This is a genomic window from Photorhabdus sp. RM323S (genome assembly GCF_042879375.1).
GTDB classification, from domain to species: domain Bacteria; phylum Pseudomonadota; class Gammaproteobacteria; order Enterobacterales; family Enterobacteriaceae; genus Photorhabdus; species Photorhabdus tasmaniensis.
Map to the genome: position 1 here is coordinate 165,060 of NZ_JBHFKZ010000001.1, position 17,717 is coordinate 182,776.

Annotated in this window: 13 protein-coding genes and 1 pseudogene; 10 read left to right on the forward strand and 4 right to left on the reverse strand. The window is 41.8% G+C overall.

The genetic code is table 11. The annotated features are described in order from the left end of the window. Position 1: 1 nt before the first annotated feature. On the reverse strand, positions 2-1,210 hold the full coding sequence (gene csdA, locus ACGF7G_RS00675) for a cysteine desulfurase CsdA (RefSeq protein ID WP_387462854.1): 1,209 nt from the start codon (positions 1,208-1,210) through the stop codon (positions 2-4). 445 nt (positions 1,211-1,655) lie between these two features. Here csdA and ACGF7G_RS00680 point away from each other — a divergent pair, with 445 nt between their 5' ends. The 8 genes from ACGF7G_RS00680 to ACGF7G_RS00715 all read left to right on the forward strand — a co-directional run bounded on the left by ACGF7G_RS00680 (position 1,656) and on the right by ACGF7G_RS00715 (position 11,777). After that, positions 1,656-2,576: a transcriptional regulator GcvA gene (locus tag ACGF7G_RS00680; RefSeq protein WP_387462855.1), complete on the forward strand. Its 921-nt coding sequence runs from the start codon at positions 1,656-1,658 to the stop codon at positions 2,574-2,576. Positions 2,577-2,639: 63 nt separating this feature from the next. Continuing rightward, positions 2,640-3,035 (forward strand): DUF423 domain-containing protein, encoded by a 396-nt coding sequence (locus ACGF7G_RS00685; RefSeq protein ID WP_387462857.1) that lies wholly within the window; start codon positions 2,640-2,642, stop codon positions 3,033-3,035. Then, positions 3,028-4,128, forward strand: coding sequence for a 23S rRNA (cytidine(2498)-2'-O)-methyltransferase RlmM (gene rlmM, locus ACGF7G_RS00690; protein WP_387462859.1), 1,101 nt, complete (start codon positions 3,028-3,030; stop codon positions 4,126-4,128). Before ACGF7G_RS00685 ends, rlmM begins: the two co-directional genes overlap by 8 nt. A 1,172-nt stretch (positions 4,129-5,300) precedes the next feature. Beyond that, the gene (gene prtA, locus ACGF7G_RS00695) at positions 5,301-6,752 is read left to right on the forward strand and encodes a serralysin (RefSeq protein ID WP_387462861.1); all 1,452 of its coding nucleotides are present in this window, start codon (positions 5,301-5,303) and stop codon (positions 6,750-6,752) included. A 52-nt stretch (positions 6,753-6,804) separates the two neighbouring features. Further along, positions 6,805-7,200 (forward strand): protease inhibitor Inh/omp19 family protein, encoded by a 396-nt coding sequence (locus tag ACGF7G_RS00700; RefSeq protein WP_387462863.1) that lies wholly within the window; start codon positions 6,805-6,807, stop codon positions 7,198-7,200. A gap of 78 nt (positions 7,201-7,278) precedes the next feature. Next, complete coding sequence (locus ACGF7G_RS00705; protein ID WP_387462865.1) at positions 7,279-9,003, forward strand: type I secretion system permease/ATPase; 1,725 nt, start codon at positions 7,279-7,281, stop codon at positions 9,001-9,003. Positions 9,004-9,069: 66 nt separating this feature from the next. Continuing rightward, a complete protein-coding gene (locus ACGF7G_RS00710; RefSeq protein ID WP_387462866.1) occupies positions 9,070-10,398 on the forward strand; it encodes an HlyD family type I secretion periplasmic adaptor subunit in 1,329 nt (442 codons plus the stop codon). Positions 10,399-10,400: 2 nt separating this feature from the next. Continuing rightward, entirely contained in the window at positions 10,401-11,777 is a 1,377-nt protein-coding gene (locus ACGF7G_RS00715; protein WP_387462868.1) for a TolC family outer membrane protein, read from the forward strand. Here the strand turns inward: ACGF7G_RS00715 and xni are convergent. From xni to queF, 3 genes are all read right to left on the reverse strand, one after another. Then, positions 11,774-12,532 carry a flap endonuclease Xni gene (xni, locus tag ACGF7G_RS00720; RefSeq protein WP_387462870.1) on the reverse strand — a complete coding sequence of 253 codons (759 nt, stop codon included), beginning with the start codon at positions 12,530-12,532 and terminating at the stop codon, positions 11,774-11,776. The genes ACGF7G_RS00715 and xni overlap by 4 nt on opposite strands. A gap of 50 nt (positions 12,533-12,582) precedes the next feature. Continuing rightward, positions 12,583-13,950, reverse strand: coding sequence for a nucleotide 5'-monophosphate nucleosidase PpnN (ppnN, locus tag ACGF7G_RS00725; protein ID WP_133813755.1), 1,368 nt, complete (start codon positions 13,948-13,950; stop codon positions 12,583-12,585). Between the two features lie 109 nt (positions 13,951-14,059). Further along, on the reverse strand, positions 14,060-14,908 hold the full coding sequence (gene queF / locus ACGF7G_RS00730; protein ID WP_387462872.1) for an NADPH-dependent 7-cyano-7-deazaguanine reductase QueF: 849 nt from the start codon (positions 14,906-14,908) through the stop codon (positions 14,060-14,062). 1,402 nt (positions 14,909-16,310) lie between these two features. Between queF and ACGF7G_RS00735 the strand changes: the two are divergent. After that, positions 16,311-16,631: pseudogene (locus ACGF7G_RS00735) on the forward strand (RtcB family protein); the annotation flags it as partial. Between the two features lie 23 nt (positions 16,632-16,654). After that, positions 16,655-17,467 (forward strand): nucleotidyltransferase domain-containing protein, encoded by an 813-nt coding sequence (locus tag ACGF7G_RS00740; RefSeq protein ID WP_387462874.1) that lies wholly within the window; start codon positions 16,655-16,657, stop codon positions 17,465-17,467. The last annotated feature ends 250 nt before the right edge of the window (positions 17,468-17,717 follow it).

A 17,717-nucleotide genomic window follows, 5' to 3' on the forward strand; every position in this document is an offset into this window, starting at 1 on the left:
TTTATTCATCCTGTAATAGAGAAAGGCCGAATTTTACTGCCTGAACTAAAGAATCGGCATCTTGCAGATTGTTATAAGGCATAAAAGAAGCACGCAAGCAGCCGTTGATACCTAAAGCCTCAATCAATGGTTGAGCACAATGCTGACCGGAGCGTAAGGCAATATGTTGTTCTGCCAAAATAGCTGCCAGATCACTGTGATGGATATCGGCAAAATTAAAAGCCAACAGGCTGGAACCGGCAACGCGATAACTGATAAATCCGGGTAAAGCGGAAAGTTGTTGTTCAGTGTAGTCAGCGAGTGTGACCGCATGGGCTTCCGCTTTGACGATATCAACATTTTTTAGCCATTCCAGCGTGGCAGAAAAACCAATAACACCTGCAACATTCGGTGTCCCTGCTTCAAACCTGAATGGTACAGCTTCCGGTGTGAAACCGCTGAATGAGGCGTGGGTAAGCATTTTTCCGCCGCCTTGCCAGGGAGACATCGCATCAAGTAACTCACTTTTGCCGTAAAGTACACCAACACCATTTGAACTATAGAGCTTATGAGCGGAAAACGCGTAGAAATCGATATCTGATTGCTGAACATCAACGGGATTGTGAACAACTCCCTGTGCACCATCAACAACGACCAGACAACCATGTTGGTGCGCTATTTTCGTTATTGCAGTCAGATCGACGGCTCCGCCGGTTACATTGGACATTTGGCTGATTGCTATCAATCGGCTGTGTTTGTTCAGAAGTTCAGGCAGCGTGTTGATATCTGGCAATTTTCCGTTGCCTAAAGGCCATTTTATCACTCTGGCACCGATTTGTTCCGCCAGCATTAACCAGGGGATCAGGTTGGAATGGTGCTCCTGCTCACTAACGATAATTTCATCACCGGGCTGGAGATGGGGACGGAAATAATTTTGGGCAACCAGATTGATAGATTCTGTTGTGCCTTTTGTCCAGATAATATTTTCGGCTTTTGGGGCGTTGATGAATTCAGCAACCCGTTGCCGGGCATTTTCATAGCGAGATGTGGTTTCCAGCGCTGTGTGGTGTTGGCTACGATGTACAGTAGTACAACTGTATTGATAATAATCCTGAGTTACTTTTATCATTACTTGTGGTTTCAGGGCAGTTGCTGCACTATCCAGGAATACAGTGTGTTGTTGCAGGGCTGGGAATTGCCGGCGGAACTGTTCTGGTTCGAACTTTTTCATAGTGTTTTAATTAGGTTTCGTGGTTATTGATCAGATTATTCTGTTGTGATGATGATCCGCTTACTTCTGACTGAATATGGATAGGTTGTTACATTGAATAATATTGCCATGTTCCAGCGATTATGACAAAAAAAGCACCGCAATCGCGGTGCATTAAAAATCACTATGGACAGACAGGGTAAATGTACAGGAAGTGAAAAAAACAGTAGCTTAAGCTACATAGTCTGGTTTTCCAGACAATTTGCAAACACAACATCACAACCACAAAGCCAAAAGTTTCATAGCGTTACAACTAATTCACTTTTCGTTCCGGCTTAGGAAGTGGCACCACTATAGGGATTTACTGGTGTATCCTCAATGGACAATTTATAATGATTCGGATTACAAAAACTAATAATTAAATATAAAGAGTTACCGGTATCACCAACATTGCATAAGGGCTCACATGTCCAAACGTTTACCACCATTGAATGCGTTGCGGGTTTTTGATGCTGCGGCGCGTCATTTGAGTTTTACTAAAGCGGCTGAAGAGTTATTTGTGACACAGGCCGCAGTTAGCCACCAGATGAAAAGTCTGGAAGATTTCCTTGGGTTGAAATTGTTTCGTCGTCGCAACCGATCGTTATTGTTGACCGAAGAGGGGCAAAGCTACTATCTGGATATTAAAGAAATATTCACATCAATAAATGAAGCAACGCGTAAACTTCAGGCACGAAGTGCTAAAGGTGCTTTGACTGTCAGTCTTTCACCTAGTTTTGCTATTCAGTGGCTGGTTCCAAGGTTGTCTAGCTTTAATTTAGCTTATCCGGGAATTGATGTCAGGATACAGGCGGTAGACAGAGAAGAAGATAAGCTCGCGGATGATGTTGATGTTGCTATATTTTATGGTCGTGGAAATTGGCCGGGGTTACGAACGGATCGTCTTTATGCGGAATATTTGCTCCCCGTTTGCGCACCTTCGTTACTGACCGGGGAAAACCCGCTGAAAACGCCCGCAGATTTGGCGCGCCATATGTTGTTACACGATTCTTCCCGCCGTGACTGGCAGGCTTATATACGCCAGCTTGATATGCAGCAGCAGATAAATGTTCAGCAAGGGCCGATATTCAGTCATAGTGCAATGGTGATCCAAGCCGCGGTTCATGGTCAGGGGATTGCACTGGCAAATAATGTTATGGCCCGGACTGAAATTGATGCCGGGCGTTTAGTGTGTCCATTTAATGATGTATTAGTGAGTAAGAATGCATTTTACCTTGTCTGTCATGACAATCAGGCTGAGTTGGGGAAAATCGCAGCATTCCGGCAATGGGTGCTGGCACAGGCAGCCCGTGAACAGGAGAAACTGGGTTTTATTACCAATGAATAAGAGAAGAGCCAGGTATTCGGGCTGTAAGAACTCTCAGATATAATGTGAAAAAGGAAGATGACAGTGAATAGTCGTTTAATGCTTATTTTTGCTGGCTTCAGTGGTTTTTTCTATGTAGCGTTTGGTGCTGTCGGGTCGCATTTCTTATCCCCGATGATGGCGAAATATCAGATAAGTTGGATTGATCTTGGTTTGCAATATCAAGGTATCCACACTCTGGCAATGATGGCGATGTCTGCCATGCTGATGCGTAGAGTTATTCTCTGGTTTTACTGGAGCGGGGTCTTTTTCGCGGTAGGCATTTTGTTGTTTAGTGGCAGTCTCTATTGTATGGCCTTATTGCAGGTTAAATTTTTTGCTTATATTACCCCAGTTGGAGGGTTCAGCTTTCTTATTGGCTGGCTCTTAGTGTTAATTGGCGCTTTGCGTCTAAGGAAATCGGCGCTTCGCCATGAATAAAATTGCTTTATATTGCCGCCCTGGTTTTGAAAAAGAGTGCGCAGCTGAAATCACCGATAAAGCGGGTCGAAAAGAGATTTACGGTTTTGCCCGAGTAAAAGATAACAGTGGCTATGTCCTGTTTGAGTGTTATCAACATGAAGACGCGGATCGGCTTATTCGTGAGATACCATTCCAGGAGCTGATTTTTGCCCGTCAAATGTTGGTCGTGGGTGAACTATTGCGGGATTTATCTCCTGAAGATCGGATAAGCCCGATTATTGGTATGTTACAGGGCGTCATGGAGCGTGCAGGTGAGTTGCGGGTTGAAGTGCCTGATACCAACGAAAGCAAAGAGTTACTGAAATTTTGCCGGAAATTCACTGTTCCGCTGCGTAATGCGATGCGTCAGGAAAAGATCTTGCTGATTAGAGAAAACTCTAATCGCCCGGTAATACATGTTTTCTTTATTGCTCCGGGGTGTTGTTATGTGGGTTATTCTTACAGTAATAATAACTCGCCATTTTATATGGGCATTCCCCGGCTGAAATTTCCTTCAGATGCGCCAAGTCGCTCAACATTGAAACTGGAAGAAGCTTTTCATGTTTTCATTCCTTATGACGAATGGGAAGAGCGTTTGGCTAGTGGTTTGTATGCTGTTGATTTGGGTGCATGTCCTGGGGGCTGGACTTATCAGCTGGTGAAACGCAGTATGATGGTTCATGCTGTGGATAATGGCTCGATGTCGGAAAGTTTGATGGATACGGGGCAGGTTAAACATCACAAAGTTGACGGTTTTAAATTTGTACCTTCGGCAAAAAATATTTATTGGTTGGTGTGTGATATGGTGGAAAAACCAGCGAAAGTGACTCAGCTAATGACAGATTGGCTGGTTAATGGCTGGTGCCGGGAAGCTATTTTTAATCTTAAATTGCCAATGAAAAAGCGTTATGAAGAAGTGGCGTATAATTTGCAGAAAATGCATCTGCAATTAAAGGAAAATGGTATCAATACGCAAATTCAAGCAAAGCATCTTTATCATGACAGGGAAGAAATAACTGTTCATGTCCGACGTATTTGGTCTGCTAATGCAGCCAACCGGGATGATTATTGATTAACTTATGTTCATCCGTATCCCGGAATAAATTCCGAAAATAAAGCTTCCCAAATCGCCTCAGTGAACTTCTGAGGCGGTTTCATTTTTCAGTATTAGTTAACATTATTTTATTTATTCAACAAAGAAACTATTAAACTATGGTGAGATCATCATGATTTAATGTAATAATTAATATTGTTTGATTTTTGTCTGGCAAATGTTGATTTTTAACCTCACTTAAGGTAAATAATAAATCCAACATATCATTGTAATTTTTTAATGATATATTGGATTAATATGAAATAATTAATTGCATTAAGATTGTAAATTATAATGAATGTTTTGTTTTTTCTTATTTGGTTGTAATCTTGATTTATTTCTAAAATATATATTAACTGAATGTTTATTTTATATTGGTTAATTTTGATGTCTTATTGAAATATTTCCTTTCTGTTCAATAATCGTTGTCATAGGTGTCAAGATAAATATAACATTCTTTCAATACACATTGAGAAATGTTAATTATTGGTTTATATATTCTATTTTTAATATTATTCAATAAACTATGTTTATGTCCCTATTTGTTATTTAAAAATCATAAATATAATTTAATTTTATCGAAATGGAATTATTAAGAATAAAGAAAGCATTAATTATCCTATTATATATTTTTTATTTATTGATTTCGCTAAGTTTTTGTTACATTTGAAAATAGTAACATATAGGTTTGATATGAATATTACTTAACTCAATTTACTTTCAGGTACCCCAGAACGCCTAATATTGCAGACAGAGGGAGTTTTTTATTTAGTATTTAGTCTGTTTATTTGGTTGTCGGTGATAATTGCTAATCATAATTATCCATAATAATTCTATAAAATTTTTAAATTTTACTTTATGGATAGTTAAATAATAGATAATTTAGTTATAATAAAATATCAATAAGAAATTAGCGGCGTTTTTTCCGCCTTAAATAGTTATGTGATATAAAACAATCGCTTATTTGTTTTATGTTATTTTTATCACGTTTATATTAAAAAAATATGTTAATTGCTTTTTACATAATTAACTTTAGTGTTACGTTGTTGTGAAAGGGATTTTCATTGTTATTTGTATGGCCAGGAGGGCCTATTGTTCTCAGGTTTTATTGACTTGTATTTAATTAAATAAAAATTCTAAGCCCTGCATTTATGGAGAGATATATGTCTTTAAAGAAGAAAATTTCATACTCGGAACTTATCGGCTCTGCAAAAGCAAATGAGCTTCAGGCACAGTTACAGGCTTATGTCCCAGGCAAGGATCCTAATATTGTTGTTGAGCATGAGCCAAGTAAAAATGCTGCAAAAGAATTAATTCGAGGTGATTATCGCTGGGGGCATCAGGGCGACGATAAATCGGAAGCTTTCCAATTAACTTATAGTTTCCTGGAGAGTGAACCGGAGAATATGCCTTGGCATATTACTGGGTTTTCAGCATTTAATGAAGAACAAAGAGCTGCTGCGAAACTGTCAATACAATCTTGGACTGATGTCGCTAATATTAAGTTCACTGAAACAACTGATTCGGATAAGGCTCACATTACCTTTGGTTTCTTTGACCTTAGTTTGAGGGGGAGCTACGCGTTTGCTTATCTTCCCAGCCCTGAATCGAAACAATCAGGAACTTGGTATAACCTGAAAAGCCGCACCTTCTCAGAGAATGATATCGGCGTAAACGGTTATGGTCGTCAGACTTTTACTCATGAAATCGGCCATACACTGGGGTTAGAGCATCCCGCTGCCTATAATGCGACTGATAAGGAAAGACCGACTTATAAGGCCAGCGCTACTTATTTTGAAGATAGCCGCGCTCATACTGTCATGAGTTATTTCAGTGAGAAAAATACCGGGCAGGACTTTAAAGGTGTTTATTCTTCTGCACCATTACTTAACGATATTTCTGCCATTCAGGAAGTGTACGGCGCTAATAAGACAATCCGTGCAGATGACACGATATATGGTTTTAATTCCAACACAGATCGTGACTTCTATACCGCAAAAGATGAAAACAGCAAACTGTTGTTCACTGCTTGGGATGCGGGTGGTAATGATACGTTTGATTTCTCTGGTTTTACTCAGGATCAACGTATCAACCTGAATGAAGCTTCTTTCTCGGATGTTGGTGGCTTGAAAGGCAATGTCTCTATTGCCCGTGGTGTCACGATTGAAAATGCGATTGGTGGCAGTGGTAATGACATTCTGATCGGGAATGACGCCGGCAATACGATTAAGGGAGGGGCCGGTGATGACATTATCTACGGTGGCCTGGGTGCCGATCAGCTTTGGGGCGGGGAAGGCAAAGATACATTTGTCTACCTGAGCGCTAAAGAATCACCACCTCTTGAACGCGATTGGATCCATGACTTCGTTTCCGGTGAGGACAAGATTGATGTGTCGTTGTTCGATCTGGGTGAAGCTGGGAAAGGTGGCGTTAAGTTTGTAGAAGAGTTCACTGGTGCAGTCGGAGAAGCAGTGCTTCGCTATGATACGGTTAACAAGGTGAATGATTTCGCTATTAATTTGGGCGATAAATTCTCTTACGATGATTTCTGGGTGAAGATTGTCGGAGAGCCGATATTAGAGTCTGATTTCATCCTGGCATAACACAACAACACAACCGCATCTGACTGGATGCGGTTATTAGTTTGGAGGCGGAATGACTTGTTCAGCCTGGTATCTGAAATTTGTGCTCGGTGTTTCTCTTGTATTCAGTGTCAGTGGAGGAAGTATGGCAAGCAGTCTTCATCTCCCATACGCCAGTGAATTAAAAGGCGTGTGGCAACTGTCGGATGAACATCAGCAATGTGATGTCTCATTGACTGACCAACCATTACCTGAGGGTTCAATTTGGTCACTTAGCGGCGATAGCGCCTGCTTGACCGATATGTTTGGCGAAGTACCTGCCGGGTGGCGACCTACTCCTGATGGCATCACGATTACCGATGAGCAGGGCAGTGGTTTGGCTTTCTTCGCTCAGGAATCAGATGGCTGGTTTGCCCGCTTTGCGGGTGGACGGGAATTGATGATGAAGCCCAATAAGAAAAGTGGATAGGACGGGAAACGTTAACGTCAGATGGCGATTTTTTTAGAAAGATAAAAAAATATATCAAACAGTTAGTAAGGAAATACTGTGAAATTACATCTCCCGAAGGATGAAATTACTGATGTTATTCGTGCCCGTAGCCGGGTGTTCTGGACGATTGGGTTGTTCACTGCCTTTATTAACCTGCTGATGTTGGTTCCATCTGTTTATATGTTGCAGGTTTATGACAGAGTGTTGCCATCGGGCAATGAAATCACTTTGCTGATGTTGACTCTGATTACTCTTGGCATGTTTACCATGATGGGTATGCTGGAATATATTCGCAGCATGATTGTCATTCGTATCGGTAGTCAGCTTGACATGAAGCTGAATAATCGTGTTTATACCGCATCTTATGAATCAAATCTGAAAAATGGCACAACAGATGCAGGTCAGATGCTCAATGATTTGGCAAATATCCGTCAGTTCTTGACCGGCAATGCCTTGTTTGCTTTCTTTGATGCCCCCTGGTTTCCAATCTATCTGTTGGTTATTTTTCTTTTTAACCCTTGGCTTGGTTTGCTGGCATTGGTAGGTGCTCTGGTATTAATTGCCCTTGCTGTACTGAATCAATGGTTATCAAGTCAACCTTTATCCGAAGCCAGTCAACTCTCTCTGCGTTCAGCCAGTCTTGCCAGTACTAATTTACGTAACGCAGAAGTGATAGAAGCGTTAGGCATGTTGCCGGTGCTTCGCCGGAGATGGTTTGGGTTGCATGAACGTTTTCTAAATTTCCAGCGCATTGCCAGTGAGCGGGCTTCTGTGATTAATTCAGTCACTAAAACTGTGCGTATGGCATTACAGTCGCTGATCCTCGGATTAGGGGGCTGGTTGGCGATTGGCGGGCATATCACACCGGGAATGATGATTGCGGCTTCAATTCTAATGGGGCGTGCGCTTTCACCGATTGAACAACTTATTCAAGCCTGGAAGGGCTGGAATGGTGCCCGTTTATCATGGCAACGGTTAACAAACCTGTTAGAACAACAACCGGAACGGAAACCGGGAATGTCATTACCCGCACCAAAAGGCAATTTGGCTGTGGATAAAGTTTCCGCAGCGCCTCCCGGAAGAAACAATAAGGTTGTTTTACAGGATGTTAGTTTTACGCTGGATGCGGGAGATGTGCTGGGATTAATTGGTCCTAGTGCTTCCGGGAAATCAACCCTTGCCAGGTTACTTGTCGGCATATGGCCTGCACAGGAAGGTGTTGTACGTCTGGATAATGCCGATATTTATCAATGGAATAAAGATGAACTGGGTTCATCAATAGGCTATTTGCCGCAAGATATTGAGCTATTTGGCGGCACTATCGCTGAGAACATTGCCCGTTTTAATGAAGTGGAGCCGGAAAAGGTTGTTAAGGCGGCACAGAAAGCGGGTGTTCATGAGCTGGTATTGGCTCTTGATAAGGGTTATGACACGGTTATTGGCACCGGAGGGGTTGGGTTATCTGGTGGACAGAAGCAGCGAATTGGTCTTGCCCGTGCATTATATGATGAGCCGTCATTGGTAGTGTTGGATGAACCTAATTCCAGCCTGGATGAAGCGGGGGAAAGAGCACTGAATGAGGCTATTGCCCAACTGAAAGCGCAAGGAAAAACAGTGATTGTGATTACTCATCGCATGTCGTTGTTATCACAGACAAACAAAATATTGTTGCTGGTTCAGGGAAAAATGAAGATGTTTGGCTCATCTCAGCAAGTGATAGCGGCTTTATCGCAACAAAATCAGGAACATTCTGCGGCTAAGGCAGTAGCACAGGCATCATAAGTAAATAGGCATTCAATCATAATAATATTAAATAGCTGAGACGGAGATTTCTGTCCGGGAGTGGATATGTCTGATCAGGTTACGCCGGTAAGAGATGGAAAAGGATTGTTGCCTCTGGAAGAAAAGCATTTTTTACGACTAGGATGGTTAGTGATTGGCGTGGGGATCCTAGGGTTTCTTATTTGGGCAGCATTGGCACCATTAGATAAAGGGGTTGCGTCTTCCGGCGTGGTGGTGGTGGATGGCAACCGTAAAACAGTTCAGGCCCCGGCAAGCGGTATTATCAGCCAGATTAGGGTTGTTGAAGGCGAAACAATCAAAGCGGGTCAGACACTGGTCCAGCTCAGTCAGGTGCAGGCAAAAGCCCAAGTCGATGCGCTTCAGGATCAACTGTATACCACGCTGGCAACGGAAGCCCGTTTATTGGCGGAACAGCATGGTGATGAAACTCTGATTTTCCCTGAAATATTACAGCAATTACAATCTGAACCCCGGGTGAAAGAGATCATCGTACTGCAAAAACAACTGTTTGCATCACGTCGTGAAATGTTGCAAAGCGACTTGGAAGGGCTTGAACAGTCTGTCGAAGGCACAGATTTTCAGATTAAAGGGTTGAAATCTTCTCTTGTCAGCAAGCGTGTACAGCAGGTGGCGCTTAAGGAACAGATAACTAATCTTAAATCTTTAGCGGACGAGGGCTATTTCCCACGTAACCGCTATCTGGAGCTGTTGCGTGAGCAGGCTGAACTCAACAGCGGTATAGCGGAAATGGTAGGACGTGCTGGTCAGCTTGAAAAACAGTTACAGGAAACACAGCAGCGTATTATTCAGCGCAAAGCAGACTATCAGCGGGAAGTTCGCACTCAATTGGCGGATGTGCAGGTTACTGCCAGCGAATACAGAAATAAGCTGGATACCGCACAGTTCGAACTTACCCATACCTCAATTGTCGCGCCAGTTGATGGCACGGTTGTCGGATTAAATATTTTTACGCAAGGTGGTGTTGTTGCTCCCGGCGAAAAACTGATGGAAATCCTGCCAGACCAGATGGCGCTTGAGGTAGAAACCCGTGTTGCAGTTAATTTGGCAGATAAGATTAGCAAAGGGATGGATGTGGATCTGATGTTCACTGCTTTTAACCAGAACCGGACGCCAAAAATTGAAGGAAAAGTGGTCATGGTTTCCGCAGACCGGTTGGTCGATCCAGCAACCAGCCAACCTTATTATCAGATGAGAGCCGTTGTTTCTCCTGACGGGATGGAGAAACTGAAAGGGTTGGACATCAGGCCAGGGATGCCGGTTGAGGTCTTTGTTAAAACGGGTTCCCGCTCCCTGTTTAGTTATCTGTTTAAGCCACTGGTGGATCGGGCTTCAACATCATTGATCGAGGAGTAATTATGAAATTGAATCATGCTTCTTTATCAATGGGTTTGCTTATTCTTTTCAGCGTCAGTTTATGCTCTTTTCCTGCATGGTCGCTAAGTTTGACAGAGGCTTATGCGCTGGCATTAGAAAATGATCCTACTTTTCTTGCTGCAATAAAAGAGCAGGAAGGGGGGGCTGAGTACGAAAAAATTGGCAGAGCAGAATTGTTACCTAAAGTGATGATGTCTTATCAGAATTCACCGAAGAACTGGCAACATACGGAATATCCTGCTGGCTATGATCGCCGGGGAAATAGGATCACTGAAACCCGGGATCGCCAATATCGCAGTTATAACGCAGCGATTGTGATAACTCAGCCATTGATGGATTTTGAAATATTGGCGCGTTATAAAGCCAGTCAGGCTCACACTTTGATGAGTAATGAACGTTTTCGGGCAGATTTTCAGCAACTGGCTGTCCGGGTCGTGAATGCTTACGTGGATGTGGCTTATGCTCAGGATCAGATTGATTTAGTCGTGCGGCAGAAAATGGCTTATGAAAAACAACTGGAACTGAATAAAAAATTGTTTACTTCTGGTGAAGGGACTCGTACTGATGTGGTGGAAACACAATCCCGTTACAGTCAGGCTGTTGCCGATGAGATAGCAGCCAACGACGATTTGGATGCGGCAATCCGCAGTTTGCAACTGATTGTCGGTGTTCCTCTGCCTGCTGATTTACCGGTGCAACGATTATTGGATAAAAAACAATTTCGGATATTGAAGTTGTCGCCTGGCCGTTATGAAGAATGGGAAAAATTGGCCTTAGCTAACAATCCGGTTCTGGCCGCTTCCCGTCAGGAAGTGAAAGCGGCGTATCATGAGGTGCAACGTAACCGGGCAGGTTATTTACCCAAGCTGGAACTCTATGCCTCCCATTCTGAAAACGAATCCAGCAGCGATAATACGGTAGATCAAAAATATCGAACCGATACCATTGGCGTGCGGATGAGCATGAATATCTATAATGGTGGCGGGACGTCTGCCGCTGTGCGTCAGGCAGCGGCACAATATGGCAGAACCAAATATGATCTTGATGCTCAGGCGGGAGAAATCCTTAATACATTACGACGCAACTATAATCAGTACCTGAATAGCGAAAAACGGATTAATGCTTATGAAGTAGCCGTTGAATCAGCCAGTTTGCAGGTAGATGCGACCAGTAAAAGTGTTGCTCTTGGACAGCGGGTTAATGTGGATGTCCTGAATGCAGAGCAACAGTTATATACTGCCCGGCGTGATCTTTCTCAGGCAAAATACAACTATATTAAAGCCTGGATCGGCCTGCTTAATGAGGCCGGAGAATTAAAAGGTGAACATCTGGATAAGATAGCCGGTTATTTTCGCTAGCTTGAAGTGATCAGCCGGAGTTGTTGCAGATTGCCAGTTAAAGCCAGATCGGTACGTAATGACGCAACTTCCCGGCTGATAAAAGCGATTTCTTTATTTGACTCCAGTTTGTTGCGCCATTTATCGGGCTGTTGATCGAGGTTCTGGAAAAGGTTATCCAGTGTACCGACTTGTTGCAGTAAAGTGGTTGCGGTTTTAGGGCCGATTCCCTGGATCCCAGGGATCTTACTGCTGCTGATACCCGCCAGGCCCCAGTAATCAGGCAATTGCTCCGGTAAAACGCCAAATTCTCGTTGAACAAATGGCATATCCAACCAACGTTTCTGGAAGTAGTCCCGAATACGGATATTGGGTGAAAGTAACTGACAATAACCTTTGTCAGTAGAAACAATTGTCACATTGTGACCAGAGGAAGCGATTTTTACTGACAGCGTTGCTGCCAGATCATCAGCTTCATGCCCTTGGGCATGCCAGCAGGCAACCCCTTGTTGCTCAAATGACGCTCTGATCTGTGGCATTTCTTGTTTCAAATTTTCAGGCATTGGTGAACGGCCCGCTTTGTAGTCAGGCAATATTTGGTGGCGCCAGCTATTACTACGATCTTCTTCATCGAATACAGCAACAGCATGAGTGGGATTGGTATGTTGGATCAATTGCCTTAACGCATGTTCACAGGCGGGAATACATGGGCTACCCTGCACAGCGTGAATACGGCGGATAAGGTTAAGAGCATCAACAATCAGCAGGTGTATCATATAGGTCACTATTTAGCAAAGTTATGCTCCATCCGTGGAGCAACAGAATTTTAGCGGATAATTTCATAGCAGGGCTTGTAGGCTGTGCCACCGGGTAGCTTCATCCGGTGTTGTTCCACAAAGTTTTTCAACAGATTATCCATACGGTGCATTATTTCAGCATCACCGTGGATTTTGAATGGGCCATGTTTTTCAATCGCTTGAATACCAATCTCTTTCACATTGCCTGCAACGATCCCAGAGAAAGCACGGCGTAGCGATGCCGCCAGTTTTTCGGACGACTGTTCGGGATAGAGATTGAGATTAACCATATTTTCATGCGCTGGCGCAAATGGTTGTTGCAGATCATGGTTGATCTTGATTGACCAATTGAAGCTATATGCATCACCGGTACTGTGTCGGTTATCTCTCACTAATGGCATCGCTTTTTTCATTAATTGGGCAACTTCCGGCGCATTATCAATAATAATGTAATAGTAGCGCCGAGCCTCTTTTCCTAATGTGTGAATAATAAATTCGTCCAGGACCTGGAAATAGTCTGCACTCTCTTTCGGGCCGGTGAGAATCAATGGCAGTACTTGCCCCTGGTTTTCCGGGTTCATCAGAATGCCGAGCAGATAGAGTAATTCTTCTGCTGTGCCGACGCCGCCTGGGAAAATAATGATACCGTGAGCAATGCGAACGAAAGCTTCCAAACGTTTTTCTATGTCTGGCATGATAACCAGTTCGTTCACGAGTGGGTTAGGGGGTTCGGCCGCAATAATCGAGGGTTCAGTGATACCGATAAAACGGCTATTTTTATAATTCTGTTGGGCATGGCCTACCGCTGCGCCTTTCATCGGTGCTTCCATTGCACCAGGGCCGCAGCCGGTACAGATATTGAGCCCACGTAGCCCAAGCTGATTACCGACTTTACGGCCATACTGATACTCTAGCTTACTAATTGAATGGCCTCCCCAACAGACGATCATATTGGGATCTTCATCGGTATGCAGCGCTCTGGCGTTGCGCAGAATAGAGAATATTCTGTTGGTAATATGAGCACCATTTTCCAGCTCAAGATGATGCTGTTGTGCTGAATCGGTAATTTGAGCATGAACAAACAGGATATCCCGAAGTACTGCGAATAAGTTAGCTTGTAGTGAATGGATAATTTTCCCATCAACAAACGCGTCTTCTGGTGGGTTCACCAGTTCCAATTTTACCCCGCGCTCACGACGCAATACGTTAATATCAAAATTTGTGTATTTAGAGAGCAGCTCTTTACTATTATCGGTTTGGCTACCTGAATTGAGTACAGCCAGTGAGCAGTTACGGAACAGGCGATACAGATCACTTTTTGCGGTACTCTTTAGCATATCTACTTCAAGTTGAGATAATAAATCCATTGAGCCGAGTGGGTTGATATGTGTAATCAAGAATGACTCCTTATATACCTGTATGGGTTACACATCAATATCACTAAACTGAATGTATTACATTGTCTATTTCAGCTTATTTTGTACAAACGGCACTCAGAAAAGTGATTTATTGACGTGCCAGTCTGCCTGTCATTGGAATAAAGTCTTCATTATTTGTGCGCCATGGATTGATATCTAATCCTCCGCGCCGGGTATAACGCGCATAGACCGAGAGCTTTTCTGGAACACATAACTGTAGTAAATCATTGAAAACACGCTCAACACATTGCTCGTGAAATTCATTATGATGCCGGAATGATATCAGGTAACGTAACAACGCCTCCCGGTTGATTTTTGGCCCTTTGTAGCGAATTTGGATCGAACCCCAATCAGGTTGATGGGTAATCAGGCAGTTGGATTTCAGCAGATGACTAACCAAAATTTCTTCCGCCAGTGGGCCTTGTGCTGCACCTTGCAGATAATCACGATTGAAATTATATTCAGTCACTTCAATCTCCTGATCGTCAATACATTCACCGGTAAAAACGGAGATGGGTTGATGACTGAAATGATCCAAATGATGAAGTGTTACTTCCACATGACCTTCAGCACAAGCGGCCAGATCGCGCTGTAGTGTTTCTTCGACAATTTGCCAGTTTTCAAAGCGGGTCTGGTTAAAGCTGTTTAGATAGAGTTTAAAACTTTTAGATTCAATCAGGTTTTTACTCGCTGCGTTTAAGCTAACATGCCCGACCGCAACTTGCGGCAGACCCCGGCTATTCAGCCATGACAGTTCATATAATGTCCAGATATCAGCACCGTGAAACGGTAAATTATCAGGGAAAATTTTCAGAGGTTCACGGTTCATATTGCGGGGTACTGCTTGCAATAAGCTAGCATCATATTGGTCACGATATGAAGTGGTTTTACCCAGCGTAAGTTGCTCAAGAGCTTGGTGATCCTGATATAACGACATGTTATTCCTTAAAATCTGATAGTAGTAATAGTAGCCATCGTTCAAGTGTAGCAAGTTACGGTGTTTGTCAGAATTTTATTTTTTTGTTTTATTTTGTGATTTATTTCACATAGTTAAGTTTGGTTGTGGAAAATGCAGTCACCAATAGGATGATAATTTTGGTTATGACACGATAGCATGGATTTTTTTCATCAAAATTTTCGGTAAGGATAAATCGGACGGACTAAATTATTGCGGGTTGAAAGGGGCCTCGGGCAGTTTATTGAGGAGCAGACGAAGTGACTACCACGAACTTTTTTATTATTGAGAGATAATGACTTCACATATTCATTTTAAGGAAATAACGTATTTATTTGACAAAATGCATTCATTAAACTAATAAAGCAATAAAATAAAGTATTTGAAAATACATCATTAATGACTTGGCATGGAATCTAACCGTATAGATCATTTTATTTCATTAAAGTATAAATTAAGCAGTGATTACACTTAATAATCAATCTGTAAACATGCTAACGAAGTTCTGAACATGATAAACAGTTACAAGATAATTTATAATTTTAACAATGAGAATGATTTTTATTTCCATTACCATTCCCAAGAAAACAATTAATACTAAATAACATAATAACTTGTGATTATTTTCAATATATATTAAAACAATAATAAATCATTAATACGTTGAAAATTATCGATAATATATAGTATTAAATATTTAATTTCTTCAACATATAATATAATTGTTAGTCAAGAAAAATAATAAAAAATCATCATGGAGCTGAATTCAATTTACAAGCCATTGATATAATTTAGAATTAATAAAAAATAAATTAATGGAAAAATTAAAGATTACATATTATACATCTTGATAATTTTACTGATAACACTAAATAAATTTATGATTTCATTACCATCATAATAATAATTAGATTACGAACAGATAATACCTACAGCTCAATTAGAATTAAATTCATCATTCCACGCCGCAATTAAATATATATTTACATCTTATTTAAAATTAATAAACATAATTTTTCAAAAACACCATTGCATATAATAATTCAGTGATTTTATATCTTATTTGCAATTATAACCACCAAGATAATTTAAATACCAAAACGAATTCACATGTAATGTTTAAAAATACCTTTTCATATGGATTGACATCACAATTTCAACATTATTCAATAAAATTTAAATATCAAATAATTGCAATTACCATTAAACAGAATACTATATTAATAGTAGAATAAAGTTTTTATTTACAATGTTTTTTAATAATTCATAAGGAAATTAATATGAAAGTAAATTCAGCAGCATTGACTGAAAAGGGGAGAATATTCATTACCTTAAATTATAGTAGTAGTGACGGATAAAATGGATAGATAACTAGGAGAACAATGTGAGAACAAACGATTACGAATTGATGACTGCACCAAACAGCGCACCCGTAAAAATGTGGACTCATAGCGTACCAGTAGAAGCAGATGCTCGTGAACAACTACTGAACACAGAAAAAATGCCTTTTATATTCAGCCAGTTGGCAGTTATGCCTGATGTACATCTTGGTGAAAGCTCAACCATCGGCAGCTTAATCCCGACACATGGGGCGATTATTCCAGCCACAGTAGGCGTAGATATTGGCTGCAGAATGATGGCAGTACGTACCTCATTGAACGCCAACGATTTACTGGACAGCCTCGTTCACACCCTGCGTCAAGTGGTTTGCGTAAAAGGATAATCACAATGAAAGAAAAATTTGGTGTCAGTAACACCATGAAACAACACATATGCCAAAAACTGGCGCAACTTGAGACGGAACAGCAAATACGAATACTCTATGCCTGCGAATCCGGCAGCCGCGGTTGGGGATTTGCCTCGACAAACAGTGATTACGATGTACGTTTTATCTATGTTCATACTCCATCATGGTACTTACGCGTTGACCCACCAAGGGATGTGATCGAATTACCGATCAGCGACGAACTGGATATTTGTGGCTGGGAACTGCGTAAAACCCTGGGGCTGCTGAAACGAGCCAACCCGACACTGATGGAATGGACTGATTCACCGGTGGTCTACCATGAGGATACAGAGTTTATGACAGCATTGCGCGCCCTACTACCGGACTACTTTTCCAACAACAAAGCGCGGTACCACTATCTGTCAATGGCGAAGAAAAACTTCCGTGGTTATCTGCAAGGCGAAAAAATACGGCTGAAAAAATATCTTTATGTACTGCGCCCGTTACTGGCTGTACGTTGGATAGAAGCAGGTAAAGGCGTACCACCAATGTGCTTCGACGTTCTGCTGGCGGAAACGGTTAAAGATGCAACTCTGATGCAAGAAATACAGACTCTACTTGCCATCAAACGTAACGCCGACGAAACGGATTATAGCCCACGTTTTAAGCACATCCATAACTTTATCCGCCGTGAGCTGGATCATTCATTTACCCGCCGCGAATTGAAAAAAGATGAAAAACTTCTCCCGGATACTAAACTGGATTTGCTTCTGATGAGTACAGTACTTGGCAATAATAAAGAGCATGTATGTTGAAAGAATGGCTGAAAAAGCTGTCTAATGACATAAGATCTCAACGACAAAGTTGAACATTTACAAAGGACCAGTAAAACAGATTTTTACACCCTTGTTGACCTACAGCCAGTAATTCGAATAAGTTACTGGCTGTCAGCATATAGCTCATATCATTTCTATTCATAAGAAGTAAACAACCCCCAATGGAAGAATATTACCTAGACGACACATTGCACAAACGTGCAAGAAAAGTCAGCTATTGCTATATAGT